The organism is Streptomonospora arabica (assembly GCF_039531585.1).
Taxonomy (GTDB): domain Bacteria; phylum Actinomycetota; class Actinomycetes; order Streptosporangiales; family Streptosporangiaceae; genus Streptomonospora; species Streptomonospora halophila.
In genome coordinates this window covers 172,927-197,393 of sequence record NZ_BAAAQI010000009.1, presented here as the reverse complement: position 1 = coordinate 197,393, position 24,467 = coordinate 172,927, and the positions used below count along the sequence as shown (strand labels likewise).

Annotated in this window: 19 protein-coding genes; 7 read left to right on the top strand and 12 right to left on the bottom strand. The window is 73.7% G+C overall.

Annotated features, from left to right (window positions below; all coding sequences use genetic code 11):
* Positions 1–444 precede the first annotated feature (444 nt).
* Both ABD284_RS16565 and ABD284_RS16560 read right to left on the bottom strand, forming a co-directional pair.
* Complete coding sequence (locus ABD284_RS16565) at positions 445–804, bottom strand: hypothetical protein (protein WP_344144343.1); 360 nt, start codon at positions 802–804, stop codon at positions 445–447.
* 142 nt (positions 805–946) lie between these two features.
* Entirely contained in the window at positions 947–1,534 is a 588-nt protein-coding gene (locus ABD284_RS16560) for a TetR/AcrR family transcriptional regulator (protein ID WP_344144340.1), read from the bottom strand.
* 72 nt (positions 1,535–1,606) lie between these two features.
* On the opposite strand from ABD284_RS16560, the gene ABD284_RS16555 reads away from it, so the two are divergent.
* From ABD284_RS16555 to ABD284_RS16540, 4 genes are all read left to right on the top strand, one after another.
* Positions 1,607–2,443: a class I SAM-dependent methyltransferase gene (locus ABD284_RS16555; RefSeq protein WP_344144337.1), complete on the top strand. Its 837-nt coding sequence runs from the start codon at positions 1,607–1,609 to the stop codon at positions 2,441–2,443.
* Positions 2,444–2,583: 140 nt separating this feature from the next.
* Positions 2,584–3,285 carry a TetR/AcrR family transcriptional regulator gene (locus ABD284_RS16550; RefSeq protein ID WP_344144334.1) on the top strand — a complete coding sequence of 234 codons (702 nt, stop codon included), beginning with the start codon at positions 2,584–2,586 and terminating at the stop codon, positions 3,283–3,285.
* Between the two features lie 259 nt (positions 3,286–3,544).
* The gene (locus ABD284_RS16545; protein ID WP_344144331.1) at positions 3,545–4,144 is read left to right on the top strand and encodes a hypothetical protein; all 600 of its coding nucleotides are present in this window, start codon (positions 3,545–3,547) and stop codon (positions 4,142–4,144) included.
* Positions 4,145–4,283: 139 nt separating this feature from the next.
* Complete coding sequence (locus ABD284_RS16540) at positions 4,284–4,985, top strand: hypothetical protein (protein ID WP_344144328.1); 702 nt, start codon at positions 4,284–4,286, stop codon at positions 4,983–4,985.
* A 91-nt stretch (positions 4,986–5,076) separates the two neighbouring features.
* Here the strand turns inward: ABD284_RS16540 and ABD284_RS16535 are convergent, their stop codons facing one another.
* From ABD284_RS16535 to ABD284_RS16520, 4 genes are all read right to left on the bottom strand, one after another.
* Positions 5,077–7,137, bottom strand: coding sequence for a beta-galactosidase (locus ABD284_RS16535; RefSeq protein WP_344144325.1), 2,061 nt, complete (start codon positions 7,135–7,137; stop codon positions 5,077–5,079).
* A gap of 41 nt (positions 7,138–7,178) precedes the next feature.
* On the bottom strand, positions 7,179–8,498 hold the full coding sequence (locus ABD284_RS16530) for an ABC transporter substrate-binding protein (RefSeq protein ID WP_344144322.1): 1,320 nt from the start codon (positions 8,496–8,498) through the stop codon (positions 7,179–7,181).
* A 91-nt stretch (positions 8,499–8,589) separates the two neighbouring features.
* Positions 8,590–9,552, bottom strand: coding sequence for a carbohydrate ABC transporter permease (locus ABD284_RS16525; RefSeq protein ID WP_344144320.1), 963 nt, complete (start codon positions 9,550–9,552; stop codon positions 8,590–8,592).
* Positions 9,553–9,554: 2 nt separating this feature from the next.
* Entirely contained in the window at positions 9,555–10,478 is a 924-nt protein-coding gene (locus ABD284_RS16520) for a carbohydrate ABC transporter permease (protein ID WP_344144316.1), read from the bottom strand.
* A gap of 155 nt (positions 10,479–10,633) precedes the next feature.
* Between ABD284_RS16520 and ABD284_RS16515 the strand changes: the two genes are divergently transcribed.
* Entirely contained in the window at positions 10,634–11,701 is a 1,068-nt protein-coding gene (locus ABD284_RS16515) for a LacI family DNA-binding transcriptional regulator (RefSeq protein WP_344144313.1), read from the top strand.
* Between the two features lie 690 nt (positions 11,702–12,391).
* Positions 12,392–13,474 carry a 4-oxalomesaconate tautomerase gene (locus ABD284_RS16510; protein WP_344144310.1) on the top strand — a complete coding sequence of 361 codons (1,083 nt, stop codon included), beginning with the start codon at positions 12,392–12,394 and terminating at the stop codon, positions 13,472–13,474.
* A 126-nt stretch (positions 13,475–13,600) separates the two neighbouring features.
* On the opposite strand, the gene ABD284_RS16505 is transcribed toward ABD284_RS16510, so the two are convergent.
* The 5 genes from ABD284_RS16505 to ABD284_RS16485 all read right to left on the bottom strand — a co-directional run bounded on the left by ABD284_RS16505 (position 13,601) and on the right by ABD284_RS16485 (position 20,586).
* The gene (locus ABD284_RS16505) at positions 13,601–15,301 is read right to left on the bottom strand and encodes a CBM35 domain-containing protein (protein ID WP_344144307.1); all 1,701 of its coding nucleotides are present in this window, start codon (positions 15,299–15,301) and stop codon (positions 13,601–13,603) included.
* A 125-nt stretch (positions 15,302–15,426) separates the two neighbouring features.
* The gene (locus ABD284_RS16500) at positions 15,427–17,376 is read right to left on the bottom strand and encodes a glycoside hydrolase family 127 protein (RefSeq protein ID WP_344144304.1); all 1,950 of its coding nucleotides are present in this window, start codon (positions 17,374–17,376) and stop codon (positions 15,427–15,429) included.
* Positions 17,377–17,429: 53 nt separating this feature from the next.
* Positions 17,430–18,209, bottom strand: coding sequence for a carbohydrate ABC transporter permease (locus ABD284_RS16495; RefSeq protein ID WP_344144301.1), 780 nt, complete (start codon positions 18,207–18,209; stop codon positions 17,430–17,432).
* A 139-nt stretch (positions 18,210–18,348) separates the two neighbouring features.
* Positions 18,349–19,260: a carbohydrate ABC transporter permease gene (locus tag ABD284_RS16490; RefSeq protein ID WP_344144298.1), complete on the bottom strand. Its 912-nt coding sequence runs from the start codon at positions 19,258–19,260 to the stop codon at positions 18,349–18,351.
* 24 nt (positions 19,261–19,284) lie between these two features.
* Positions 19,285–20,586 carry an ABC transporter substrate-binding protein gene (locus ABD284_RS16485; RefSeq protein WP_344144295.1) on the bottom strand — a complete coding sequence of 434 codons (1,302 nt, stop codon included), beginning with the start codon at positions 20,584–20,586 and terminating at the stop codon, positions 19,285–19,287.
* Between the two features lie 223 nt (positions 20,587–20,809).
* Between ABD284_RS16485 and ABD284_RS16480 the strand changes: the two genes are divergently transcribed.
* Positions 20,810–21,844: a LacI family DNA-binding transcriptional regulator gene (locus tag ABD284_RS16480; RefSeq protein WP_344144292.1), complete on the top strand. Its 1,035-nt coding sequence runs from the start codon at positions 20,810–20,812 to the stop codon at positions 21,842–21,844.
* 179 nt (positions 21,845–22,023) lie between these two features.
* Here the strand turns inward: ABD284_RS16480 and ABD284_RS16475 are convergent, their stop codons facing one another.
* Positions 22,024–24,276 carry a rhamnogalacturonan lyase gene (locus ABD284_RS16475; RefSeq protein ID WP_386698816.1) on the bottom strand — a complete coding sequence of 751 codons (2,253 nt, stop codon included), beginning with the start codon at positions 24,274–24,276 and terminating at the stop codon, positions 22,024–22,026.
* Between the last annotated feature and the right edge of the window lie 191 nt (positions 24,277–24,467).

Genomic DNA, 24,467 nt, shown 5'->3' with positions numbered 1-24,467 from the left:
CGACGTGGTCGTCGAGGAAGGCATAGAGTGCGGTCAGAAGGGTGTCCAGGTCTCGTGTCACAGCAAGACTCTGCGACACCCTTCGTTGTGTCCGCGACCTGATCAGACTTCGGACTCACTCATCTAGACGGGCCGCGGACGCAGGGGGCAGGGCAGCCGGCGTGGCCCTCGGCGGAGTGCGCGGAAGGCGGGGGAAGGCGGAAGACCCTCCGCGGCGCGTACGTACATGCGGGCACTGAACCGCCGCAGACATCCTCCGCAGTCTCGGTGAGGCAGGGCGCCGACCGGGTGCGGTGGCGCGGAGGACGAAGGCGGCGCGGTGGCCCTGCTCCTCCACCATGCCGAAGCGGTCGGGGGCGGACGGCGCGTGCAACGGGGCGCACCGGTAGGCGGCATGGCCGCTTCCCCGCTGCGCGGCCCCGGGTGGGCGGTGTCGATCGATGATCACGACCGCTTGCGGACGGCGCGGTTGTAGGGGGCGGCGTCGCCGTGGCACGTCACCTCGGCGGCGACCGGGGCGGCAGCCGCCACCGGCCCTCGGGCGCCGGTCGCGAACGCGGCGCCGGTGTCGCGCAGGCGGCGCAGCAGCACGGCCGCCGACACCAGCCGTGCGCCGGAGCGCAGCGGTCGGGAGCGCCCGTGCACGTCGCCGCGGACGCAGGTGGGCTTTTCGGTGTCCCGCTCGTCGGAGCCGAGTGGCTCGGGGCACTCGAAGGCCTCGCGGCGGAGGTGCCGCAGCAGCCTGTGCAGGGCGGGCGCCGCCGCGGTGGCCGGCCGGTGGACCGGGTCGCCGACGCGCCGCACGACGTTGCCGCCGCCCCGCAGCGCGCCTTCGTCACCGGTCGCGGGCCGCCCGCCGCGTGTTCGCCTTCCGCCCCCGCTCCGAGTTTCGCCAGCGCCCTGCCGCGCCCGGTCGCGCCGCGCCCCGCGCGCGGTGTCCGCGTGCCTACGGCAGGCAGCCGGCGACGGCGGCCGCCACGGCCTTGCGGACGGCAGCGGTGTCCGGGGGCCCGCTCGCGCGGTCGGCGAAGAGCAGGTGCCCGGAGCCGATCAGCGCCGGCGCCAGCGCCTCGACGTCGGTCTCCGCGGCGATGCGCCCCAGTCGGCGCTCCGCCGCGAGGTAGTCGGCGAGCATGGCCGCGGCCTCGACCAGCAGGGGGACGCCCGTCGGCGTGGTCTCGCGGAGCCGGGCCCGCAGGCCGTCGCGGGAGATCACCAGACTGACGACCGCCACGGCCACCGAATCGAACAGCTCCGCCAGCGCACCGGCGAGGTTGTCGACGACGGTGCCGGTACCCGCGGCTCCGCGCAGCGCGGCGGCGTGGCCGTCGAGCCGGGCGACCCGGTCCCGCACGAGCTCGGCGAGGAACGCGTCGAAGTCGGCGAAGTGCCGGTGCAGGACGCCCTTGGCACAGCCCGCCTCGTCCGTGACGGCGCGGCTGGTCAGCGCGTTCGGCCCGTCCCGCAGCAGGACCCGCTCCGCGGCGCCGAACAGCTGATCGCGCACGTCGCGGATGGCCGTCCCGGTCGGCACCGGTGCATCCCTCCCCACTGGTCCCCGCCCCACCCGATTGCCAGGTGGGCACGCGCCCACTAGTGTGGGCACATGCCCATTATAAGGCCGGAACCCACTCCCCCCGAGCCGCCGGAGCCCCAGGAGCCCCACCGGGCGCGCGAGGTCGCGGAGTCGTTCGGCACGGATCCCGAACGCTACGACCGCGCCCGCCCGCGCTACCCCGAAGCCCTGGTCCGGGCGATCACCGCCACGCTTCCCGGCCCCGATGTCCTCGACGCCGGCTGCGGCACCGGCGTCTCGGCCCGCCCGTTCCAGGCGGCCGGCTGCCGCGTGCTCGGTGTCGAGCCCGACACCCGCATGGCCGAATGGGCGCGGCGGCACGGCACCGAGGTCGAGGTCGCCGAGTTCGAGTCCTGGGATGCCGCGGGCCGGTCGTTCGACGCCGTCGTCTCGGGCCAGGCCTGGCACTGGGTCGACCCCGACGCGGGCGCCGCGAAGGCGGCCGGGATACTGCGGCCGGGCGGGCGCCTGGCCGTGTTCTGGAACGCCGCCCGGCCGCCGCAGGCGCTGGCCGAGGCGTTCGACGCCGTCTACCGCCGGGTTCTGCCCGACTTTCTCGCCCGCGCCCAGTGGGCGGCGACCGGCGCCCAGCCGTACGAGGCGATGTGCGATCGCGCGGCCGACGGGATCCGGGACTCCGGCGCGTTCGGCGCACCGGAGCGGTGGCGGTTCGACTGGGAGCGCACCTACACCCGCGAGGAGTGGCTCGACCAGGTGCCCACCACCGGCGGCCACACCCGGCTGGCGCCCGAGGACCTGGAGCGTGTGCTGGAAGGGGTCGGCGCGGCCGTCGACGCCTTCGGCGGCGCCTTCACGATGCCCTACACCGCCGTCGTGGTCACCGCCGACCGGACCGCGGCCGGCTGAAGCGACGGCGCGGGCGCGCTCGCCCCCCGCCGTCCGGTCGGCGGTCCTCCCGGCGGCCGACCGCCCCTGACCAGCGCCAAGAGGCCCAGACCACCGACTTTCGCAGATCAGGGATACCAATCCGCTGATACCATCGATCGGTGAACGAACGGGACGAGGTGCGCCGGCGGATCCTCGACGCGGCGGCCGAGCTGCTGCAGTCGCAGGGGCGCGACGCGGTGACCACGCGGGCCGTGAGCGCGGCGGCCGGGGTCCAGCCGCCCACCATCTACCGGCTCTTCACCGACATGGCCGGCCTCCTCGACGCCGTGGCCGCCGACGGGTTCGACACCTACCTGCTGCGCAAGTACGACCAGGCGCTGACCGACGACCCGGTCGAGGACCTGCGCACGGGCTGGGACGGGCACGTCGAGTTCGGTCTGGGCCACCCGGCCCACTACCTGCTGATGTACGGGCAGCCGGACCCCGGCCGCCGCTCGCCCGCCGCCGAGCGGGCGTCGCAGCGGCTGCACATGCTCGTGGGGCGCGTCGCCGAGGCGGGCAGGCTGGCGGTCAGCGTCGAGGCCGGGGCGGAGACCATCCACGCCGCCGGCAGCGGAGCCGTCCTCCACCTCATCAGCGCCCCGCCCGAAAAGCGGGACCCCGCCCTGTCGCGGCGGCTGCGCGAAGCGGCGATCGGCGCCATCACCGGCGCGGCGCCGCCCGGACCGCCCGACCACGCCCAGCGCGCGGCCGGGCTGAAGGCCGTGCTCGACGAGGCGGAGGGCCTGTTCACCGCCGGCGAACGCGCGCTGCTCGGCGAGTTCCTCGACCGCCTCGCCGGCGCCCCGCCGAGCGGCTGAGCCCGCTCTACGCGACTCCGGCCCCATCCGCGGCTCCCGGCACTCGCCCCGTTCCGCCGAGCCGGGTCCCAAGCCTTCGGGAGAGAGCTCCGCGCCGGAAGCGCACGTGCGGGGCGCACACGGGGAGAATGTCGGATTCGTGGGGATCTGTACTGATCTAGGCAGGCGCCGCGCGACCGGGTAGAGTTCCTGGCCGCCCCCTCGATCGGCACCGAGGCGGTCGACGGTCCCGCGCATCCTCCCCAGGCTCCGAGGATAGATGCCGCTCAGTTCCAGCGCCCCGAAGGCGGCCGCCGCAGTGCGGCCGCTTCTCGTGCTGGTCCTGGTGCTCCTGCCCGTCGCGGCCGTCCACGGGGTCGGCGGCGCACTGACGCACGGACATCCCCACTCCGCGGCGGGGCCCTCCCCGGCCGCGGCCCGCGCTGATGCCGGTACCGGCCACGGGGTCCACTACCTGACGGTGTCGGCCGGGCACGGCGCCGGCGGAAGCCGCGCCGACCACGCCGACCACGGGACGCCCGCCGACCCGCACCGACATCACCACCAGCACGCCGCATCCTCCCAGGGCGAGTCCGCCCCCCGCCCCGCCTCCATCCCCGGCTCCGGCTCCGAGTCCGATTGCGGCTTCACCGAGCCGGCTGAGGACGCCGGGGCGCACGCGCACGCCGACTGCATGGGCGTCGCTCCGGCGGCCGGCGTGTTCGCCATGGTCCTGTGGCCGGCCTTCCTCTCGGCCGGCCCGCGCGTCCCTGCGCCCTCAGCGCCGCGGGCGATCGCGGTCCGCGGACGGCGGCGCCGCCGCAGGCGCCTTCGGCGCACCCGGCTGCGCCTGGCCGAACTCTCGGTTCTGCGGGTCTAGATGCCCGCCGCCGCCCGGCGCCCGTCCCCCGCGGACCGGCGCCGCTGTCGGCACGGCATCGCCGGCGCGGCACGGCCGCGCCCGGGTCCTTCGGGCCTACGGGCCCGCTATCGCACGAACGATCGGGAGCTCGTCCACCATGAACCAGTCTCGCCGCGCCCCAAAGCGGCGCGCCGGCCACACCGCGCGCTACATCGCCGCGGCGGCCTCCATCGCCGCCGCCCAGATCCACGTCGTCATGGCACCTGTGCACGCCTCGGAATGGCCCGCATCGGGCGTCTTCTTCGTTCTGCTGGGCGTATTCCAGGTGCTGTGGGGCGTGGCCGTGCTCCGCTGGAGCGATCCGCTGCTGCTCGGCGCCGGAGCCGCGGCCAACGCGGGCGCCCTCGCACTGTGGGGCTTCAGCCGCGTCGCCGGCATGCCGTTCGGCCCGCACGCCGGCACCCCCGAGGCGGTGGGGACCACCGGCCTGGTGAACGCCGGCCTGGAAGCCGTTCTCATCCTGGCGGTCGCGGCGGCCCTGCTGTGGCGCACCGCCAGGCCGGAGCCGGGTGCGGCGGCCATGGGCGTCGCCGCCGCGGCGGTGCTGGCCGCCACCTTCGCCACCGCGGCCGCCGTCGCCGAGTCCGACGAGCACGGCCACGGCGGGTCCGGGGGCCACGGCGGATCCGGCGGTTCGCAGTCCGGCCACGGGGGCCACGACCACGGCGGCGACGGGTCCGGCGATCCGTCGGCCGAATCCTCGGCCGGCTCCTCCGCCGAGCCGTCCCCGGCGGACCCGTCCGGCACTTCCTCCCCGGAGGTCCCGCCGGGGCACGAGGGGCACGACCACGAGCACTGAGCCCGTCCCACCGTCCCACCGTCCCGCCCACCGCCCCGGCGGGGCGGTGGGCGGGACGGACGGGGACGGCGGTGCGGCGCGGTGCGCCGGCTCAGGCGGCCGGGCGGCGCAGCACCGCCGCGCCGCGCGGCGGGAGGAGGCGGGCGCCGCCGTCCGGCGCGCCGGCGGGGTCGAGGGGGTCCCCGCCGAGGTCGGCCAGGTCCACCGGCTCGGCGGTGCGGTTGACGAGGAACCAGTACTCCGCCGCGTCGTCGGCGCGCACCGCCAGCTCGACGCGCCCGCGCAGCCGCGGCGGCAGCTCGCCGGCGACACCGGCCTGGGCGAGCAGGCGGGCCGCGACGCCGGTCAGGCCCTGGGCGCCGAGCCGCGTGGACACGTAGGCGGCCGAGCCCGCGCCGGCGCTGCGGCGGGTGATGGCGGCCTGTCCCGCACGCGGGCCGTCGGCGTAGGAGGCGAGCACCTCGACCTGCGGGTCGGTGACCGTGATGTCGTCGCTCCACAGGGTGCCTGCCAAGCCGTCGTCGAGGCGGACCCGCTCGTCGGGCAGCAGCGGCGCGAACTCCTCGATGCGCAGGCCCAGCAGCTCGCGCAGCGGGCCGGGGTAGCCGCCGAGCCAGGCGTGGTCGTTCTCGTCGACGACGCCGGAGAAGTAGGTGGTGACCAGGTGCCCGCCGCCCTCGGTGTAGCGGACGAGCTCCTTGGCCTGGTCCTCGCCCACCATGTGCAGGATGGGCGCGACCACCATCCGGTAGTCCTCCAGCGGGGTGCCCAGCGGTACCACGTCGGCGCGCACGCCGCGCGCGAGCATCGCCGAGTACCAGTCCAGCGCCTCCTGGCGGTAGCGCAGCAGCGAGGAGGGGTGCGAGTCCTGCTCGCTGGCCCACCACGACTCCCAGTCGAACAGGATCGCCACCGGTGCGGGCTTGCGGCGCGACCCGGCCAGCGGCGCGAGCCCGTCGAGCCGCCGCCCCAGGTCGGCCACCGCGCGGAAGACCGCGCTCTCGGGGCCGGCGTGGGGCACCATCGCCGAGTGGTACTTCTCGGCTCCCGCGGCGGACTGGCGCCACTGGAAGAAGCACACCGCGTCCGCGCCGTGGGCCACGTGCAGCAGCGAGTCGCGCGCCAGCTCGCCGGGCGCCTTGGCGCGGTTGACCGGCTGCCAGTTGACGGCGCTGGTGGAGTGCTCCATCAGGAACCACGGGCGCCCGCCGGCGATGTTGCCGGTGAGGTTGGCCGAGAACGACAGCTCGTCCAGGGCCTGGGCTCCGGGGCGGACGTAGTGGTCGTTGGAGACGAAGTCGACCTCGCCCGCCCAGTCCGCGTAGTGCATCCCCCGGGTCTCCCCCATCACCATGAAGTTGGTGGTGATCGGGACGTCGGGGGTCACCGACTCCAACACCTCGCGTTCGGCCCGCAGGTACTCCTTGAGCGCGTCGGAGGAGAAGCGCTTGAAGTCCAGCTGCTGAGTGGGGTTGGGGTGGGATGCGGCCAGCCGGGGCGGCAGGACCTGGTCGAAGGCGGTGTAGCGCTGCGACCAGAACGCGGTGCCCCAGGCGGTGTTGAGCCGCTCGACGGTGCCGTAGCGGTCGCGCAGCCAGGTGCGGAACGCCGCCGCGGCGTCGTCGGAGTAGTCGTAGACGTTGTGGCAGCCCAGCTCGTTGGAGATGTGCCAGGCGGTCAGGGCGGGGTGGTCGGCGTAGCGGCGGGCCACGGTCTCGGCCAGCCGCAGCGCGTGGGTGCGGAACACCGGCGAGGTGGGACGCCAGTGCTGGCGAGCCCCCGGCCAGACGGTCTCGCCGGCGGCCGTGACCGGCAGGATCTCGGGGTGCAGGGTGGTCAGCCACGGCGGCGGGGACGCGGTCGCCGTGGCGAGGTCCACGGCGATGCCGTTCGCGTGCAGCAGGTCCATGGCCTCGTCCAGCCACGCGAAGTCCCACTCGTCGGGCCCGGGCTGGATGCGGGCCCAGGAGAAGACGCCCAGCGAGACGATGTTCACGCCCGCTTCGCGCATCAGCCGGACGTCCTCGTCCCAGACCGCGCGCGGCCACTGCTCGGGGTTGTAGTCGGCGCCGTAGGCCAGTCTCCGGCCCGAGCCGCGCCCGGCGGTGCTCTCGGGCCAGCGCAGCCAGCGGTGGGGTCGGGCAGCAGCCATCGTGTTCCCGGGTTTCCTTTCGTGCGTCGCGTGCGGGGCGGTCACTTGTTGACGGTGAAGCCCTGCTGGTTTCCGTACTCGACGATCTGCGTCTGCCAGGCGGCGAGCCCTTCCTTCAGCGTGGTGTCGGAGACGTAGGCCTTGCCGACGGTGTCGTTGAACACCTCGTTGGCGTAGACCTGGTAGGGCAGGTAGGACCAGCCCTCGACCACGTTCCCGGCCGACTCGGCGAAGACCTTGTTGGCCTGCTGGCCGCCGAAGTACTCGAACTCGCGGGAGAGGAACTCCTCGGACTCCAGGTCGGCGGTCGTGGCGGGGAAGGCGCCCTCGGCGAGCCGTGTGGCCACACCGTCGCCGGTCGTCGCGTACTCGGCGAAGGCGTAGGCCAGCTCCTTGTTCCGGCCGGCCTCGGGCACGGCCAGCGAGCTGCCGCCGTTCTCCGCGCTGGCGCTCGCGCCCTCCTCCCACTGCGGCAGCGGGGCCACGCGCCAGGAACCGGCGCCGTCGGCGACGCTGGACTCCAGGTTGGCGGGCATCCAGGCGCCCGCGACGACGCTGGCGATGGTGCCGTCGGCCATGCCCTGGAACCACTCGTCGGTCCAGGAGTTGACGGGGGCGACGAGGTCGTCGTCGAGGAGCTGCTGCCAGGTCTCGGCGTAGGTCGTGGAGCCCTCGTCGGTGAAGTCGACGGCCACGTCGGTGCCGTCGACGGCGAACGGCTGCCCGCCCGCCTGCCAGATGAGGCTGGTGGCGAGGCCGGCCTCGCCGGTGTCGCTGGTGATGTAGGCGTCGGAGTCGGCCTTGTGCAGTCTGCGGCCGGCCTCGACGTACTCCTCCCAGGTGGAGGGCACCTCGATGCCGTGCTCGTCGAAGACGTCCTTGTTGTAGAACAGCGCCATCGGGCCGGAGTCCATGGGCATCCCGTAGACGCCGCCCTCAAGGTTCACCGAGCTCCACGGGCCCTTGGAGAACGTGCCGTCGAGGTCGGCGGCGCCCATGGACGACAGGTCGGCCACCGACTCGCCGACGGCGAACTGGCTCAGCGCGAAGTACTCGATCTGGGCGAGGTCGGGCACGCCCGAGCCGGCCTTGATGGCGTTCTGCAGGGCGGAGTACTGGTCGGGGCCGGTTCCGGCGTTGACGAGCTCGACGTCGACGTTCGGGTGCTCCTTCTCGAAGCCCTTGACGACGGACTTGAGCGTGGGCTCCCAGGCCCACACGGTGATTTTGCCGCCCTCCTCAAGGGCGGACTGGACGTCGCCGGCGGAGGACCCGCCGCCGGAGCCGCAGGCGGTGACGCCGAGCAGCAGAGCGGCGGCCATGCCGAGTCCGCGCATCGGGGTGCGCAAAGCTGGAGTCATGGTGTCTCACTTCTTTCCGGGGGGGAGGTGTTCGGGTTCGGGTCCGGTATCGGGTGTGGGACGGGGGACGGGTGTGCGGTAGGGCGCCGGTTCAGCCCTTGACGCTTCCGGCGGCCAGGCCCGACTGCCAGAAGCGCTGCAGCAGCAGGAACGCGATGATCAGCGGGACGATGCTGAGCAGCGAGCCGGTGATGACGAGGTCGAACACGGCTTCGCCGCCGGCCGTGGACGCCTGGTCGTTCCAGGCGTCCAGGCCCAGCGTCAGCGGGTACCAGTCGGGGTTCTTCAGCATGATCAGCGGCAGAAAGTAGTTGTTCCAGGTCGCGACCATGGTGAACAGCGCGACGGTGACGGTGCCCGGCCCGAGCAGGGGCAGGGCGATGCGGACGAAGGTGCGCAGCTCGCCCGACCCGTCGATGCGCGCGGCCTCCAGGAGTTCGTCGGGGATCGCGTCCACGGCGAAGACCCACATCAGGTAGAGGCCGAACGGCGAGATGAGCGAGGGGATGATCACCGACCACGGGGTGTTGGTCAGTCCCACCTCGCTGAACATCAGGAAGGTCGGCACGGCCAGCGCGGTGCCGGGCACCGCGACGGCGCCGATGACGACCGCGAAGACCGCGCGCTTGCCGGGGAAGTCGAACTTGGCCAGGGCGTAACCGCCGAGCACGGCCAGCAGGGTGGCGCCGCCGGCGCCGAGCACGACGTAGAGCACGGTGTTGAGCAGCCAGCGGCCGAAGATGCCGCCGTCGTAGGTCAGCGTGTCGGCGATGTTGGTGAACAGGGCGAAGTCGCCGCTGAACCAGAGGCCGAAGGAGCCGAACAGGTCGGCCTGGGTCTTGGTCGCGTTGATCGCCAGCCAGATCAGCGGGAGCAGCGAGTAGACCAGGACGAGCCCGGTGAGCAGCGTCAGGACGACGCTGCGGCGCGGCGCGGTGCCGCTCCCGGCGCGCCGCCCGGCGCGTCTGGGTGCGCGCACCCGTGCGCCGGCGGTGCGCGTGCTCGTGGCGCCGGGGCGGGAGGAGGGCGTGGAGGCGGGGGCCGAGGTGCTCATGCTCACGCTCCCTTTCGCATTCCGCGCAGCTGCACGGTGTAGGCGATGACCATCGTGATCAGCCCCATGACGATGGCGACCGTCGCCGCGTAGTTGTGCTGCTGGCCGGCGAACGCCAGGGAGTAGGTGAACAGGTTGGGCGTGAAGTCGCTGGTGATCGCGTTGGGGGCCAGCTTCTGCAGGATGCTGGGCTCATTGAAGAGCTGGAAGCTGCCGATGATGGAGAAGATCGTCGCGATGACCATGGCTCCGCGGATGGCGGGCAGCTTGATCGCGGTGATGGTGCGCAGCTGCCCCGCGCCGTCGATCTCCGCCGCCTCGTAGAGGGAGATGGGCACCACGCGCAGCGCCGAGTAGAAGATCAGCATGTTGTAGCCGACGAACTCCCAGGTGACGATGTTGCCGATGGAGGCGAGCACCAGGTCCGGCGAGAGCGGGTCGGGCAGCGAGACGCCCAGCGCGTCGTTGACGTTGCCGACCAGGCCGAAGCGCGTGCCGTACATGAACCCCCACATGAGGGAGGCCACGACCGCGGGCACCGCATAGGGCAGGAAGATCGAGATGCGGAAGAAGTCGCGGCCGTAGAGGCGCCCGCTGTCGACGGCCAGAGCGGCCAGCAGCGCGAGGAAGAGCATGACGGGCACCTGGACCACGAGGAACAGCGACACCCGGCCCAGGCCTGACCAGAACTGCGCGTCCGTCAGCGCCCGCACGTAGTTGTCGAGGCCCACGAACGTGTTGCCGCCGATCAGCCGGTCCTGGAACAGGCTGAGGTAGACGGAGTACGCGATGGGGGCCAGGAAGACCAGGGCGAACACGGCCATGAACGGTCCGATGAAGGCCCAGCCGGTCCAGGAGCGCCGGGGTCTCGACCGCCGCGGGGACGGCCTCGCGGCCACCGGCGCGGGCGCGGCCGACGTCGTCATATCGATCATCCTCGCTCGCGTTCGGCGAATGGGGGGTGTTTACGTAAACATCCCCCAGCGGGGCATGAGGAGGTGCGGTATGTTTACGTAAACATCATGATTCGAGATGTCTACACTGCCCCGTGGGACCAGGTCAAGGGGGCGAGGAGCCGCAGATGGACGAAGGGCCGGCCGCCGAACAGGCGCCGCACCGTGTGAAGCGGGTCTCCATGGCCGACGTGGCGCGGCTGGCGGGGGTCTCCTCCCAGACCGTCTCGCGGGTCTCCAACGGGCACGCGGGGGTCGTGCCGGACACGCGCGAGCAGGTCCTGGAAGCGATGCGCGAACTGGGCTACCGGCCCAACAGCGCGGCCCGCGCTCTGAAGCGCGGCGAGTTCCGCACGATCGGCGTCGTCCTGTTCACGCTGTCGACAACCGGCAACGTGCGCACCCTGGAGGCCATCGCCTCCTCCGCCGCGGAGGAGGGGTATGCGATCACCCTGCTGCCGGTGGCCGCGCCCACCCACGACGAGGTGCGCGGCGCCTTCACGCGGCTGGGCGAGCTCGCCGTCGACGCCTTCATCGTGATCATGGAGGTGCACCTGCTCGACGCCGCGACGGTGGCGCTGCCGCCGGGGGTGCAGGTGGCGGTGGCCGACTCCAACGCCGGCGACCGCTACAGCGTCGTCGACACCGACCAGGCCGGCGGCGCCGGCACCGCCGTGCGCCACCTGCTCGACCTGGGGCACCGCACGGTCTGGCACCTGGCCGGCCCCGAGGAGTCCTTCGCCGCCCAGCGCCGCGCCGACACCTGGCGGGCGGCCCTCACCGACGCGGGCCGCCCGGTCCCGCCGATGATCCGCGGCGACTGGTCGGCCGACTCCGGCTACCGCGCGGGGCTGCGCCTGGCCGAGGAGCCCGGCTGCACCGCCGTCTTCGCCGCCAACGACCAGATGGCCCTGGGCCTGCTGAGCGCGCTGCACGAGAAGGGCCGGGCGGTACCGGAGGAGGTGAGCGTGGTCGGGTTCGACGACATCCCCGAGGCCGGCTCGTTCCTGCCGCCGCTGACCACCGTCCACCAGGACTTCGCCGAAGTCGGCCGCCGGCTCGTGCAGGGCGTCCTGCGCCAGCTGCGCACCGAGTCCGCCGAGCCCGGCACCACGCTGGTGCCCACCCGCCTGGTGGAGCGCGCCAGCACAGCCCCGCCCCCGGCCCCGCGCCAGCGCTCCGGGAAGGCGGTCTGACGAACGCCCGGGGTGTCGCGGCTCCCGCGCCGGGAGCCGGGCCACCCGCCTGGGCGGCGGCCCCACGCGCAGGAGCGGAGCCGCTGCGAGCCGTCCCCGCCCCGCTGCGCCGCCGCGCGGACCCGAGGAGGACGACGAGCCGGCGCTGATCCTCCCCTCCTGCCCGCTCGGCGAGCCCGAGGCGGAACCCCTGGACGCCGGGGCCGCCGTCCAGACCGGAGCCGAGCGGCTCGAACCGGAGCGCCGGACTCCTTCCACGCCTTGCACCGGGCCGCGGGGGGCGTCGCCGCCGCGGCCCTCCCATGGCCAACGGCGGCGTCCGAGCCGACGATGTGGGACACGGCGCCCATCGCCCGCCCTCCACCTCGAGCGCGACGGTGCGGTGGGCGGCCCGGGCCACAGCACGGTCGCGACCATCCACCGGAACGACGACACCGGCCGCCTCCGGCGCGAGCGCGCGTCGGGTCCGCGTGGCGGGGTGGGGCGGCCGCCCTGGAGCGCACTGCCGCTCCCGGCACATCCACCCCATTCCCGTCTACGAAATTGTTGACAATGTTGTGGACTGTCGGCATGCTGAATCCGCCACGTATACGCCAAGGACGAACGCGACGAGGGGGAAGCGATGCCGCCAGCGGACTACCCGGCCGCCCTCGGAAGACCGGCCCCGGCGACCGGCGGGGCGGTGCGGCCGTGAGCGCCGCGGAGGCCGCCGACTCCGGGATCCGCTGCATGCTGATGCGCGGCGGCACGTCCAAGGGCGCCTACTTCCTGGCCGAGGACCTGCCGGCCGACCCGCGGCTCCGCGACGACCTCCTCCTGCGGATCATGGGCACGCCCGACCCGAGCCAGATCGACGGCATCGGCGGCGCCCAGTCGGTCACCAGCAAGGTCGCGATCGTCTCGCCCGCCGCCGGGCCCGACCGCGACGTCGACTACCTGTTCCTGCAGCTCGGCGTGGACGAACCGACCGTCTCCGACCGCCAGACCTGCGGAAACCTCCTCGCCGGGGTCGGCCAGTTCGCCGTCGAGCGCGGCCTGGCGGCCGCCGGCCCCGAGCGCACCAGCGTGCGAGTGCGCCTGGTCAACACCGGCAGTACCTCGGTGGCGTCGTTTGCCACTCCCGGCGGCCGCCCCGCCTACTCCGGCACCACCGCCGTCTCCGGCGTTCCCGGTACCGCCGCCGCGGTCTCGCTGGACTTCGCAGGAACGGAGGGTTCGGTGTGCGGCGCGCTGCTGCCCACCGGCCGGATCCGCGACGAGATCGACGGGATCGCCGTCACCTGCGTCGACAACGGCATGCCGGTCGTGGTCGTACGCGCCGAGGACCTCGGTGTCCGCGGCTTCGAGCCCGTGGCCGACCTGGCCGCCGACACCGCGCTGGCCGAGCGCGTCCAGTCGCTGCGCATGCGCGCCGCAGAGCTGATGGGCCTGGGCGACGTCGCCGAGAGCCCGGTGCCCAAGACCACTCTGGTGGCCGCGCCGCGCGACGGCGGCGCCGTGTGCACCCGGACGTTCATCCCGGTGCGGCCGCACCCCTCGATCGGCGTGCTGGGGGGTATCAGCGCGGTGACCGCGCTGATGCTCGACGGCTCCGTGGGTGCCGACCTGTTCGCACCACCGCCGCCCGGCGCGCCCGTGGAGATCGAGCACCCCTCCGGCGTCCTCGCCGTCGAGGTCGAGCTCGACCGCACCTGCTCACCGCCGAGAGTGGGGCGCTCGGCCGTCATCCGCACCGCCCGCAAGCTGTTCGACGGCACCGTCTTCCCCCGCTGAACGGCCGGCGCGCCGCCGGCGGCCGTGCCCACGGCACCCCGCCGGCGGCGCCCTCGCGGACCCGTACCTCCCGCGCGCGGAGCCCGCGGCCCCAGCGCGGCGCACGGGAGGGCGGGCTCCGTCGGCTCAGTCGAGCTCGATGTAGTCCAGCTCGGCGTAGCCGGTGGCGCCGGCGAAGTGCGGGGCGCCCTTGGCCAGGCGGATGGTGTTGTAGCCGGCGTGCAGCTCGACGGTGGTCGTCACGGTGTCGCCGAACTCGCCCCAGCCGCCGGTCGCCGGGTACTCGACGGTGCGCCACGCGCCGCCGTTGTAGGCCAGCCCGTGGGTCGCGGCCGCGCCCGTGCCGTTGGCGTAGCCGATCGTCATGGTGTACTCGCGCGACTCCGGGACCTCGACGGTGAAGTCGACGTAGCTGTCGGTGCGAAAGTCCCCGCTGTTGTCGATGCGTCCGACGTAGCCGCCGTTGGACGCGCCGGCCGACTCCAGACGCTGGGCGCGGAAGACCGACGCGTTCTCGGCCTCGTAGCGCAGCGGGTGGTCGACACCCGCGACGGGCTCCACGACCAGCCGGTAGGCGCTGGTCGCGGTCATCCCGGGCACCTGGACCTCGACCCCGCCGTTCTCGACGGCGCGGGTCTCCTCCAGCACGGAGGCGGGCTCGGGAACGTGGGTGAAGCGCCCGGAGGCCGGAGTCGACTCGACGCGCACGCGGACCCGATCGCCCAGGCCCTCCAGGCCGGTGACCCGCACCGTGTTGTCGCCCGCCTGGTCGCCGAAGACCGCGCTGAACACGCGGCGCTCCTCGTCGTAGGCGGCGAACCCGTCGATGCCGGTGGAGGCCGGCGGGTCCGCGGCCACCATCCGCCCGGTCATGTCGCCGTACCACTTGTACAGCCACCACGTTCCGGTGGGCCGGTCGTTATCGGTCACCAGCCCGTTGACGGTGCCGTACTCGTACCAGAAGGCGCGGTTGGCCGAGTCCACGCCGCCGCGCTCGAACTTGGCGATGTAGCTGGCGACCGGGCCGGGCTGGTCCACCTGCTCGGGCGAGCCGTACTCGTTGATCGCGATAGGGCGCGGGCTGATGCCGAGCTCCCGTTCGAGTGCGCGGTAGTCGGCGATGTTGCGCTCGATCGCCTCGGGAGTGGACTGCAGTTCGTGCCAGCACACCACGTCGGGCAGTGCGCCGTTGTCGCGGGCGTGGGTGAGGAAGGACCGCATGAAGTCCTCCCGGTAGCTGGAGATGCTGGGGCCGATGACCGGGGTCACCGGATCCTGGGAGCGGACCCGCTCGAAGGTGCGCACCCACGCTTCGTTGAAGGGCCCGGCGGCCTCGGTGTCCCAGGTCCAGCCGGGCTCGTTCCACAGCTCGTAGCCCTCGATGTTGCTGACCGTCGAGGCGTCGAGGCGGTCGCGCACCTGGGTGTCGACCTTGCTCAGCCAGTCGTCCCAGCTCACCCACTGATAGGGGAAGTCGGGATAGATGTCGGGCATCCGGATGACGACACCGGCGCCGGCGCGGTCGGCCTGGGGCGCCACGAGCAGGGAGTCGCCGCCGGGCGGCTGCCCGTTGGGCTCGTGCAGGCTGCCGGGTGCGGGCTGGGTGACGTTGCGCATCCGGATCGGGTGGAGCATGGAGTCGTCCGGCCGCTCGTTCTCGGCGAGCGCGTAGAGCCCGCCGGATGCCGCGTGGGTCACGGGGCCCAGGGACCTGGAGGCGTCGACGACGAGGGTCGCGGCGGAGTGGGCGGGTGTGGCGGCGAGTCCCGCCGCTGCCACGGTGAGTACCGCGGTCGCGGCAGTGCAGCGCAGTGCCGTTCGTTTCATCGGGGGACCTTTCTGCAGGGCCCCGGCGAGGCGGCCGGGGCTTGCGGATCGGGTGGACCGGCACGGGCGCCCCGGCGGCCCGGCCGCACGGCCGCCGGGCTCGGGGGCCGCCGCCCGGGCCGGGCTCAGTCCAGCCGGGGAAGCCAGACGCGCATGGTCGACGGGCCGCGGCGGGCCCAGCGGTGGTAGGGCACGAGGCGGACGGTGCGGGTGTCGGCCTCCTCTCTCGCGGGCTCTCGGGACGTGTAGGGGCGGCCGTTGTCGAGGGGCGGCTCGAAGCGGCCGTCCACCTCGGCGCCGTCGCCGGCGTACTTCAGCTCGGCGCCGGTGTCCACGCGCACATCCTCCAGGTCGCCGCCGCCCTGATCGGGGGACTCGGCGCAGAGGACGACGGGCCCCCGTTCGGCGGCGGCGCAGCCGCGCACCGCGTCGATGCGCGGGTCGGGGAACGTCCACCTCGGGTGGACGGGCAGTTCCAGGCGCACCTCGTCGCCCTCCTCGAACGCCCGGTGCACGACGGCTGTCCCGGGGGCGACGGGCCGCCGGGGGCCGCCGGGCTCGGCCAGCACCGCGCCCTCGGCCCAGTGCGGCACGCGCAGCGTGAGCGACCACGGGCCGCCGGGGGCCTCGGTGACGCGCACCGCCACGGTGCCGGTGTCGGGGTAGCGGGTGCTCACCGCCACTCCGACGGGGCGGCCGTCGCCCAGGCGGGTGCGCACCTCGGCGTCGGCGTACTGGTGCAGCTGGAGGCCGCCGTGGTCGGCGGTGGCCAGGTAGGCGCCGAGGGAGGCCAGCAGCCGGGCGGCGTTGGGCAGGCAGCAGGAGACCTCGAACCACGGGGCGCGGGGGCCGCCGCCGAAGCGCCGCGTCGCCCGGTCGGCGACCGCCGGCTCGGTGGGCACGCGCTGGTGCAGGGTGTTGGCGTAGAAGAAGGACCGCCCGTCGTCGGCGACGGACGCGGCGACGACGTTGTAGAGGACGCGCTCCAGGGCGTCGGCGTAGCGGGGTTCGCCGGTCGCCAGCAGCAGGCGCCAGGCCAGCATCGCCGAGGCCACGCCGGCGCAGGTCTCGGAGTAGGCGCGGTCGGCGGGCAGCACGAAGTCGTCGCCGAAGGCCTCGCCGGCGTAGTGGGAGCCCATGCCGCCGGTGATGTAGGTGCGCCGGTCGAGGGTGCGGTCGTACTGGGCCGCCACGGCCTCCAGCAGTTCCTCGTCACCCGTCTCCACGGCCGCGTCCACCGCTCCGCAGGAGAGGTAGAGGGCGCGCACGGCGTGGCCGCGCAGTACGCGCGCACCGCGGATCGGCACGTCGTCCTGGAAGTAGGCCCGGTCCACCGCGTGCTCGGGCAGAGTGCGGTGGCCGCGGCGGTCGAGGAAGCGGACGGCCTGGTCGAGATAGCGCTGTTCGCGGGTCAGGCGGGCGAGCTCGACCAGGGCCGGCTCGATCTCGGGGTGGCCGCACACGCCGTGGATGCCGCCGGGTCCGAACGCCTCGCACACGTGGTCGGCGGCGCGCCGGGCGGTTTCCAGGAGCCCGCTGTCCGCGCCGGTGCGGGCGGCGGCGACGCCGGCCTGGAGAAGGTGGCCGGCGCAGTAGAGCTCGTGGCCGAAGCCGAGGTCGCTGTAGCGGGGCCGACCGGGTCCGCCGTAGCCGGTGTGCACGTAGCCGTCGGGGCTCTGGACGGCGGCGACGCCCTCGGACAGCTCGGCGACGGCGGCCCGCCACCGGTGCGCGCCGCCGACCGAGCGGCCGGACTCCCAGGACATGGCTTCCAGCAGCTTGTAGACCTCGGAGTCGGCGAACTGGAGGCCGCGCCCGTCGCGGGCGCCCCGGCGGGCGGGGTCGGTGAAGTCGGAGGTCCAGCCCAGGCGGTCCATCCAGGTGCGGCAGTGCTCGATCGTCGGCCCGCCGTTGACCTGCTGGCGCCGGTGCCAGAACCCGCCGGTGATGCGCACCTCCCCCAGCCCCAGGGGGCGCAGCGCCCCGCGGGTCGGAGCGACCGGCCGGGCGCCGGCGGTGTCCGGCAGCGCCGGTGCGGTGTCGGTGTCGGCGAGGCTGTCTGTCGATTCGGTCATGAGATCCTTCGCGGTGAGCGGTCGGCGTGCGGTACGCGGCGTCGGGGCCGCGGTCACCCCTTGAGCGCGCCGGAGGTGAAGCCGCGGACGTAGTGCCGCTGCAGGAGCAGGAACAGGAGCATGCAGGGGACGGCCGAGACGAGGGTCCCGGCCTGCAGCGCGCCGAAATCGATGGCGCCGTGGTTGCCGGACCGCATCGCGGCCAGGGCCGTGGGCAGCGTGAACTTCGCATCCTCGGACAGCAGGATCAGGGGGGCGATGAACTCGTTCCAGGACGCGAGGAACGCGAACAGGCCGACGGTGATCATCGCGGGCGTGACCATCGGCACCACCACCCTGACCAGGGTGCGCAGCGGCCCGCACCCGTCGATCCGGGCCGCCTCGTCCAGCTGGCGCGGCACCCCCTCGACGGCGTTGCGCATCATGAACAGGGCGAACGGCAGCTGGAACATCACCAGGACCAGGGCGAGCCCGATGAGCGAGTTCTGCAGGTTCAGCCACCCCAGCAGGACGTAGAGCGGCACCAGGATGGTCGGGTAGGGCACCATCAGAATCGCCAGGGTGAACAGGAAGAGCAGGTCGCGGCCGGGGAAGCGGAACCGTGCCATGGCGTAGCCGCCGAGTGTGCCGGCCGCCAGGGTGCCGGCGACCGTCATCAGCGAGACGGCGAGACTGTTGAGGGAGTAGCGGCCCAGGCCGGAGCCGTAGGCGGCCAGCCGCTCGTAGTTTCCGGTGCCGAACCCGGCGGTGCCGCCGCTCGCCTGCGGGCCGTAGACCGACGCCCATGCGGTCCACAGCAGCGGGGCGAGGAACAGGACGGCCAGCGCCAGCATCGTCGTCTGCTGCGCCGAGGTCCGGATCCGCAGGACGAGGCGCCGGCGCGGGCGCCGCGGCCTCCCAGGCGCGGTTCCCTGCCGCGGCGGGGCGGGCCCGCTCGCCGTCGGGGCCTGGGGCGGGTGCACGCTCTGCATGTCAGTCGTCCCCCTTGCGCAGCACGGACAGCTGGATCACGTTCCCCGCCACCAGCACGGCGGTGACCAGCACCGACATGGCGGCCGCGACTCCCAGGTCGAGCAGCGTGAACGCCTCGCGGTAGACCGCCATCACGACGGTGACGGTGGAGTTGCTCGGCCCGCCGCTGGTGAGCAGCATGAACTGCTCGAACGCGAGCACCGAGCCGGTGACGCACAGCACCAGTGCCAGCGCGAGGGTGGGGCGCAGCAGCGGCAGCGTGACGCTGCGCAGGGTGCGCCACCACCCGGCGCCGTCGACGCGGGCGGCCTCGTAGACCTCGTCGGGGATCGCCTGGAGGCCTGTCAGCAGGATGAGCATGTAGAAGCCGGCGAAGCGCCAGGTGATCATCAGGATCGTCGACCACAGCGCGCTGTCGGGGGTGCCCAGCCAGTCGATGCTGCCGTCGCCGATTCCGACGGTCCGCAGCAGCGGGCCCAACGGGCTGACCTCGTTGCTGTAGATGACGTACCAGAGCAGGCTGGCGGCCGCCAGGCCGACCACGGCGGGCTGGAAGAACGCGGTGCGTACGAACCCGGTCAGCCGGCGCGGCCGCTGCACGAGCAGGGCCATCGCCAGGGAGACGGGGATGAGGATGGCGGTGGTGAAGGCCGTGTACTTCAGGGTGAACCACACGGCGCCGGTGAAGAGGTCCTCGTCGACGGCGGCGGCGTAGTTGTCGCCGCCCGTGAACGCGGGCTCGCCCAGCAGCGGCCAGTCGTTGAGCGACATCCACAGGGCCAGCACCAGGGGTACTGCGAACAGCACGGTGACGACGAGGGCGAGCGGGGCGGACAGGACCAGTCCGGTGGCGGTCTCCCGGGTGCGCGCCTGGACGGGCGAGCGCCCGCGGCTCCGGGCGGTGGGGGTCATCGGGGGCTCCTTGTCGGGCACGGCCTATGCGCCGCCGCCGAGCGACTCGTCGACCTTCGGGTCGTTGGTCTCCAGCGCCGCGCGCAGGTCCGGCCCGTAGACGGCGCCGCGCGCCAGCGTCAGCCAGGGGCCCTGCGGGTCGTTGAACGTGGGGCCGAAGGCGACGGACTTGGGCGTGCGGCCCTTGGGGACCAGGGAGTCGAACACCGCGAGCCGCTCGTCGCCGGCCACGGCCTCCTCGTCGGAGAGGTCGACGCGCGCCATGACGTCGCTATGCCCGCCCAGCACCGACAGCTGGGTGTCCTTGCGCAGCGTCCAGGAGACGAAGTCCCAGGCCGCCTCGGTCTTCTCGGTGGTGCTGGACAGGCCCACGATGTCGCCGCCGACGAAGGTCGACTCGCCGCCGTCGACGCCGGGGATCGGCGCGACGCCGATGTCGAGGTCGGGCCCCTCCTCGAAGCGGCTGAGGAAGGTCGAGGGCATCGGGGTGACGCCGATGTCGCCGTCCTCGAACGCCGAGATCCACGTCGAGCCGTTCTCCTGCTTGGCGCTCTCCGGGATGAGGCCGTCCTCGACCATCCCCCGGTACACGCCGAAGACCTCCTCCATCTCGGCACTGTCGAGCCGGGCGGCCGTGCCGTCGTCGTTGAGCACGTCGCCGCCCTCGGCCCAGACGCTGGGCCAGAGGGTGAACAGGATGCAGCCGGGGCACCGGCCCTCGAAGTAGGAGCCGCTGACCCCGCCGCCGAGCTCCTGGATCCTCGCGGCGTGCTCGGCGAGCTCCTCGAGCGACTCCGGCGGCTCGTCGGGGTCCAGGCCCGCTTCCTCGTAGAGGACCCGGTTGTAGAACAGGACGGAGAGGTCGAGGGTGTGCGGGACCCCGTAGACCGCGTCGCCGGAGGTCGCGACGTCGACGTGGGCAGGGGCGAGCCGGTCGGCGTACTCCAGCCCCTCGACCCGGTCGGTGATGTCGGCGAAGAACCCCTGGTCGATGAACTGCTGCGCGTAGACCACGTCGGCGCCGAGGATGTCGGGCAGGTTGCCGCCGCCGGCCGCGGTCGCGATCTGCTGAAGGTAGGTGTCGTTGGGGATGACGCGCAGCTCGACGGTGTTGCGGCCGAGCTTGTTGTATTCGTCGATGAACCGCTGGGTCTGCACCTCGGTGGCCGCGCGGGTCCACATCGTCAGTGTCTGGCCGGTGGCCCCGCCGCCGCCTTCTGCGCCGCCGCAGCCCGCCAGGGCCAGCACAGCGGCTGCGGCGGCGCTCGCCGCCGCGGCCGCGCGCCGGCGCGTTCGTCCTGTGCCGGGGTCGTGCACGGTGACCACCCGCTCCGCTCCTCGTCGTGTATCCCGTTCGAACGCGCGCCGGCGATGTGATGGCGACCACATTCCGAAAGCGCTTTCGGGATCGTAGGCAGCGGACTCCACGAATGTCAACGGAGCCGGCGCACGCGGTAGAATGGATGGACCAACCCGACCACGGCACCTGCGCAATGACACCAGGCCTCCGGGCTCCGCCGGGAATCCAGGTAATTTCGAAAGGTTTTCGGTGAGCAGAAAACGCTCCGCCTCGCCCACGCTCGGCGACGTCGCCGAGCTCGCCGGCGTCTCGCTGGCCACCGCGTCCAAGGCGCTCAACGCGCGGGGCGAGGTCGCCGCCGCCACCCGCCGCCGCGTCCTCAAGGCGGCCGAGGAGCTGGACTTCCAGCACAACGCCCTCGCGCGCGGCCTCACCTCCGGCACCACCCGGATGGTCGGCCTGATCACCGACGAGCTGGGCGGGCGCTTTGCGATCCCCATCCTGCTGGGGGTGGAGAACGCACTGGGCGACGAGCAGATGTCGGTCCTGCTGTGTGACGCGCGCGGCGACGCCATCCGGCGCCGGCACTACATCAGCACCCTGGTGGCCCGCCAGGTCGACGCGCTGATCGTCCTCGGCGACCGCAACGACGTCCGCCCCTCACTGAGCGCCGACATCCCCGTGCCCGTCGCCTACGTCTACGCCGAGTCCGACTCCCCCGACGACCTGTCGATCCTCGCCGACGACGAGGGCGGGGCGCGCCTGGCCGCCGAGCACCTCGTCTCGCTCGGCCGCCGCCGCATCGGCCACATCACCGGTGAGGAGACCTACCGCGCCGCGCGCGACCGGGCCTCCGGAATGGCCGCGGTCCTGCAGGAGCACGGCCTGGCCCCGGCCGGCGGCGGCGCGCTCTACGGCGCCTGGTCCCAGCGGTGGGGGCGCCAGGCGGCCGGGATCCTGCTCAGCGCCGACCCCGGCGTCGACGCGGTCTTCTGCGGCAGCGACCAGATCGCCACCGGCGTCGTCGAGGGACTGCGCGACCTGGGGCGGCGGGTGCCCGACGACGTCGCGGTCGTCGGCTACGACAACTGGGAGGTGTTCGCCGCGGAGTGCCGACCGCCGCTGACGACGGTGGACCTGAACCTCCAGCAGCTCGGCGCGACGGCGGTGCGGCACCTGTTCGGGGCGCTCAACGGCGAGCAGGCGTCGGGGGTGGTCCGCCAGCCCGGACGCCTGGTCATCCGGGAGTCGACGGGCCCGGCGCCGCGCGCCGGCGAGCCCTGAAGAGCCGCCGCCGCTCCGGCGCCGCCCGGCGCCGCGGGCGGCTCTCGCGGACGGCTGAGGACGCCCGACCCGGCGCCCGCGCCCCGATCGGACGCGGGCGCCGCGGTTCGGCGGATCGGCGACGGGCGCAGGCCGGCCCGTGGGACCTGCGACCCGCACCCGCCACCCGCCTCAATGGGCTAGCGGTAGCGGGCGTGCGGAACCGGGACCTGCGACCAGTCGGTGTCGGCGGCCAGGTAGAAGCCGGGGTAGGCGGGCTGGTTGTAGGACGTCTGCTGCCCGGCGATCCCGGCGCGGTACTGCGGGTCGTGCATGAGGGTGTAGAGCTTGCGGTCGGTCGGCTCGGTCGGTGTGTAGAACCGGATCGCCTCGGAGTCCTCGGTGCGCAGCAGCAGCTCCTCGCGCCAGTCGCCGAAGACGTCGGCGACCAGCGCCGGGTTGCCCTTGGTCCCGTTGTTGGTGTGGGTGCCCTCGGCGGTGAGCAGCGTCCCCTCGCGGTGGTCGTCGACCGTGGGCGCCCGGGTGCCGTTCACGATCTGGGTGGTGCCGTCCGCCGCCCAGCGGATGCTCATGTTGGTTCCGGGCACGTCGTCGCGGCCGAGGTAGTCGCCGTCGGCGGTCCACAGCCCCGCGTCGACCTCCTGGCCGGGCGGCATGGACGACCACGCCTCCAGCCCCGGGGTCCGGGGGTCGATGTCGCCGGCCATGCCCCGGCCGGTGTCGGCCCCGGTGTACTCGCCGAAGAGGACCTCGCCCGTGGCCGCGTCGCGCATCGCGAACCCGTAGGGGGCGTGCGCCGCGCCTTCGTGGACGCCCCAGATCTCCAGGCCCTCGCGTTGGGGATCGATGTCGCCGACGTGCAGGGCGTCGCCGTGGCCCAGCTTCACCCGCTCGCCCGGGACGGCGCTGTCGGGGTGGCCGATGCCGTAGGAGGAGTACAGCAGGGACCCGTCGTCGTCGATGGTCGCGGCGCCGTAGACGATCTCCTGCCGGCCGTCGCCGTCGACGTCGGCCGAGGTCATCTGGTGGTTGCCCTGCGTGGTGAGGGTGCCGTACTCGGGGTCGGTGCCCTCGACGCCGTGCGGGGAGTCGTTGAACGGGTTGGACATCGGGGCGTGGCCGCTGTCCACCAGCCACTGCTTGCGCAGCTCCTCGCCGTCGAAGCGGTAGGCCGCCAGGGTGGCGCGGGTGTAGTAGCCGCGGGCGAAGACCGCCGAGGGGTGGCGCCCGTCCAGGTAGGCCACGCCGGAGAGGAACCGGTCCACGCGGTTGCCCGGCTCGATGCGCGACATCGCGTAGTCGCCCCACATGAGCCCGTCGTCGCCGCGCGGGGGCTCGTAGTCGACCGTGTCCAGCTCGGCGCCGGTCTCGCCGTCGAAGACGCTCAGATACTCCGGACCGCTGAGCACGAAGCCCTCGAACCCGCGCAGCCTGTTGCGCTCGCTGCGGCCGGGCGCGTAGGTGTCCATGAAGTAGTCGGCCAGCGCCTCGGCGTCGGAGCGCGAGAGCGGGTAGTCGTAGCGGGGCTCGATGCCGAAGGCCTCCTCCAGGGTCGCCGGCCAGTTCCCGGCCTCGACCTCGGGGTGCCCGTGCCAGTCTTGGAACATCGTGACGACGTGGTCGTAGTAGTCCTCGGCGCTCATCCGGTAGTCGTCGCTGTGGGAGCGGCCCGCCTCGGCGTCGTCCTGCGGCATCGTGATGTAGTCCGCGGAGGCGGCTTCGCCGTCGGGACCGTAGGTGATGGTCTTCGTCCCGGGGGCGGTCTTGAACATCAGCTCCGAGCGGCCGTCGCCGTCGAGGTCGTAGACGAGGAACTGGGTGTAGTGGGCGCCGGAGCGGATGTTGACGCCCAGGTCGATGCGGTGCAGCAGGGTGCCGTCGCGGGTGTAGGTGTCGATGTAGGTGTTGCCGGTGTATCCGACCTGGGAGACGTCCTTGGAGTTGGTCGGGTCCCACTTGACCACGTACTCGTAGCGGCCGTCGCCGGTGACGTCGCCGACGCTCATGTCGTTGGCGGTGTAGGTGTAGTCCTCGCCGGCGGGGGTGGTGCCGCCCGCGGGCTTGCGCAGGGGCAGGTCGTAGTGCTCCTTGGGCCACACTTCGGCGGAGGCGCCCTTGCCGCGCTCCCCCGCGGCGACGACGCGGTACTTCGCGTCGGGCCCGCCCTCGGTGTCCAGGTAGTCGGTGCTGTCGGTGACCGTGGCGATGCGGCGGCCGTCGCGGTAGACGCGGAAGGCCGGCGACTTCAGCCCGTGCGGGGTGGCGGCCCTGGTCTCGTGGCCCAGCAGCCGCCAGCTCAGGAACACGCCGTCCCCGGTGGACGCGGCGACCAGGCCGCGGTCGAGGTCCTCCAGCTGGACGCCGCGGCCTCCGCCGCGGCCGCCGCCCGAGGGCTCGGCGTAGGCGGCCCCGGCGCCCGGCAGCACGAGCACCGCCGCGCATACGCCGGCCGCGACCGCGCGCAGGGCGGGTCGAACTCGGCAATAAATCGTTTCAATAGCCCGCAAGGAAGGCCTCCCGGTTCTCGGACGGGGGATGGGGGGTCGGGGGATCGCGGGGACGGGCGCCGCGCGACCGCGGCAGGACTCCCGGCGGCGCCGCAGGTGGCGCACCCGGGCGCGCG

Bases quoted from the DNA above. Each gene is read 5' to 3' on its own strand.
- ABD284_RS16555 (WP_344144337.1), top strand. From the start codon at position 1,607: ATGCCCATTATAAGGCCGGAACCCACTCCCCCCGAGCCGCCGGAGCCC.
- ABD284_RS16545 (WP_344144331.1), top strand. From the start codon at position 3,545: ATGCCGCTCAGTTCCAGCGCCCCGAAGGCGGCCGCCGCAGTGCGGCCG.
- ABD284_RS16540 (WP_344144328.1), top strand. From the start codon at position 4,284: ATGAACCAGTCTCGCCGCGCCCCAAAGCGGCGCGCCGGCCACACCGCG.
- ABD284_RS16535 (WP_344144325.1), bottom strand. From the start codon at position 7,137: ATGGCTGCTGCCCGACCCCACCGCTGGCTGCGCTGGCCCGAGAGCACC.
- ABD284_RS16530 (WP_344144322.1), bottom strand. From the start codon at position 8,498: ATGACTCCAGCTTTGCGCACCCCGATGCGCGGACTCGGCATGGCCGCC.
- ABD284_RS16525 (WP_344144320.1), bottom strand. From the start codon at position 9,552: ATGAGCACCTCGGCCCCCGCCTCCACGCCCTCCTCCCGCCCCGGCGCC.
- ABD284_RS16520 (WP_344144316.1), bottom strand. From the start codon at position 10,478: ATGACGACGTCGGCCGCGCCCGCGCCGGTGGCCGCGAGGCCGTCCCCG.
- ABD284_RS16515 (WP_344144313.1), top strand. From the start codon at position 10,634: ATGGACGAAGGGCCGGCCGCCGAACAGGCGCCGCACCGTGTGAAGCGG.
- ABD284_RS16505 (WP_344144307.1), bottom strand. From the start codon at position 15,301: ATGAAACGAACGGCACTGCGCTGCACTGCCGCGACCGCGGTACTCACC.
- ABD284_RS16500 (WP_344144304.1), bottom strand. From the start codon at position 17,376: ATGACCGAATCGACAGACAGCCTCGCCGACACCGACACCGCACCGGCG.
- ABD284_RS16495 (WP_344144301.1), bottom strand. From the start codon at position 18,209: ATGCTGGCGCTGGCCGTCCTGTTCCTCGCCCCGCTGCTGTGGACCGCA.
- ABD284_RS16490 (WP_344144298.1), bottom strand. From the start codon at position 19,260: ATGACCCCCACCGCCCGGAGCCGCGGGCGCTCGCCCGTCCAGGCGCGC.